General features: G+C 54.1%; 1 tRNA gene and 2 rRNA genes (1 of these 3 cut by a window edge). All 3 read right to left on the reverse strand.

The features are described from left to right. Positions 1-56: 56 nt before the first annotated feature. A tRNA-Met gene (locus tag BLR72_RS22105) sits at positions 57-133 on the reverse strand. A gap of 134 nt (positions 134-267) precedes the next feature. After that, positions 268-382: ribosomal RNA gene (gene rrf / locus BLR72_RS22110) — 5S ribosomal RNA — on the reverse strand. Between the two features lie 143 nt (positions 383-525). Next, positions 526-2,500: ribosomal RNA gene (locus BLR72_RS22115) — 23S ribosomal RNA — on the reverse strand; it runs 916 nt beyond the window's last position.

Below are 2,500 nucleotides of genomic sequence, written 5' to 3' on the forward strand. Positions count from 1 at the left end.
AACGCAGGAAAGCCCGGGGATGCCGGGCTTTTGTGTGGGTTGTTTTGTTGTGATGTTGGTTGCGGGGACAGGATTTGAACCTGTGACCTTCAGGTTATGAGCCTGACGAGCTACCGGGCTGCTCCACCCCGCGTCAATTGTGTGCGGTATGCGCTTGCGCTTTCCTTTGTTGCGCGGGCTTGCGCTTGCATGGAAAGGGCCGTTTGGTGCTGCGCTTGTTTTGTTGTTGTGTGTTTTTCGAGAAGCTTTGTTTGTTGCGTTTGGCAGACCTGGCAGCGACCTACTCTCCCGCGTCTTGAGACGAAGTACCATTGGCGCAGGGGCGTTTCACGGCCGAGTTCGGAATGGGATCGGGTGCGGCCACCCCGCTGTAACCACCAGGTCAGCAAAGCGCAACAAGCAAATGAGAAGCTGGGTTTTGGGGAGGTGAGTAGTGAGTAGTGAAGACACTACTTTGCTACTGACGACTTACTATTCACCTTTTGACGCCTTTTGCGGCGTTTTGGATGGATATTTGTAATGAGAATGATCAAGTCGATCGAGCTATTAGTACCGGTAAGCTTCATGCGTTGCCGCACTTCCACACCCGGCCTATCAACGTGGTGGTCTTCCACGGCTCTGATAGGGAATACTCGTTTTCAGGTGGGTTTCCCGCTTAGATGCCTTCAGCGGTTATCCCGTCCGTATATAGCTACCCTGCTATGCGGCTGGCGCCACAACAGGTCCACCAGAGATACGTCCATCCCGGTCCTCTCGTACTAGGGACAGATCCTGTCAATATTCCTACACCCACGGCAGATAGGGACCGAACTGTCTCACGACGTTCTGAACCCAACTCACGTACCGCTTTAAATGGCGAACAGCCATACCCTTGGGACCTGCTCCAGCCCCAGGATGCGATGAGTCGACATCGAGGTGCCAAACAACCCCGTCGATATGGACTCTTGGGGGTCATCAGCCTGTTATCCCCGGCGTACCTTTTATCCGTTGAGCGATGGCCCTTCCACGCGGGACCACCGGATCACTATGACCGACTTTCGTCTCTGCTCGACTTGTCAGTCTCGCAGTCAGGCGGGCTTATGCCATTGCACTCGACGACCGATTTCCGACCGGTCTGAGCCCACCATCGCGCGCCTCCGTTACTCTTTAGGAGGCGACCGCCCCAGTCAAACTACCCACCATACACTGTCCTGGACCCGGATAACGGGCCGCAGTTAGACATCCATGACGATAAGGGTGGTATTTCAAGGGTGACTCCACCATGGCTGGCGCCACGGCTTCAAAGTCTACCACCTATCCTACACATGCCGACACGAATGCCAGTGTAAAGCTATAGTAAAGGTGCACGGGGTCTTTCCGTCTAACCGCAGGAACCCCGCATCTTCACGGGGAATTCAATTTCACTGAGTCTGCGTTGGAGACAGCGGGGAAGTCGTTACGCCATTCGTGCAGGTCGGAACTTACCCGACAAGGAATTTCGCTACCTTAGGACCGTTATAGTTACGGCCGCCGTTTACTGGGGCTTCGATTCAAAGCTTGCACCTCTCCTCTTAACCTTCCAGCACCGGGCAGGCGTCAGACCCTATACGTCGCCTTACGGCTTCGCAGAGCCCTGTGTTTTTGGTAAACAGTCGCTACCCCCTGGTCTGTGCCACCCCCTTCTACTTGCGTAAAAAAGGGTCACGCTTCTTCCGAAGTTACGCGTGCAATTTGCCGAGTTCCTTCAACGCAGTTCTCTCAAGCGCCTTGGTATTCTCTACCAGTCCACCAGTGTCGGTTTCGGGTACGGTCTATACGCGGGAGCTATTTCCTGGAACCGCTTCGAAGCCCCTCCAATCCAATAAGGAGGAACAACATACGCGATCCGTCACTACCCGCAGGCCCACGAATATTAACGTGGTTCCCATCGACTACGCCTTTCGGCCTCGCCTTAGGGGCCGGCTAACCCTGCTCAGATTAACTTTAAGCAGGAACCCTTGGACTTTCGGCGAGGGAGTCTCTCACTCCCTTTATCGTTACTCATGTCAGCATTCTCACTTCCGATACCTCCACCAGCCCTCACGGGTCCGGCTTCAACGGCTTACGGAACGCTCCGCTACCACTTGCCTGTTGCCAGGCAAATCCACAGCTTCGGTGTATGGCTTGAGCCCCGGTACATTTTCGGCGCAAAGACCCTTATTTAGACCAGTGAGCTGTTACGCTTTCTTTAAATGATGGCTGCTTCTAAGCCAACATCCTGGTTGTTTTGGGATCCTCACATCCTTTCCCACTTAGCCATAACTTAGGGACCTTAGATGGTGGTCAGGGTTGTTGCCCTCTTCACGACGGACGTTAGCACCCGCCGTGTGTCTGCCGATCAGTACTTTCCGGTATTCGGAGTTTGGTTAGGTTTGGTAAATCGGTGAGATCCCCTAGCCCATCCAGTGCTCTACCCCCGGAAGTATAAAATCGACGCTCTACCTAAATAGATTTCGCGGAGAACCAGCTATCTCCGAGTTTG

It is taken from the genome of Phyllobacterium sp. YR620 (genome assembly GCF_900104165.1).
Classification (GTDB): Bacteria; Pseudomonadota; Alphaproteobacteria; order Rhizobiales; family Rhizobiaceae; genus Phyllobacterium; species Phyllobacterium pellucidum.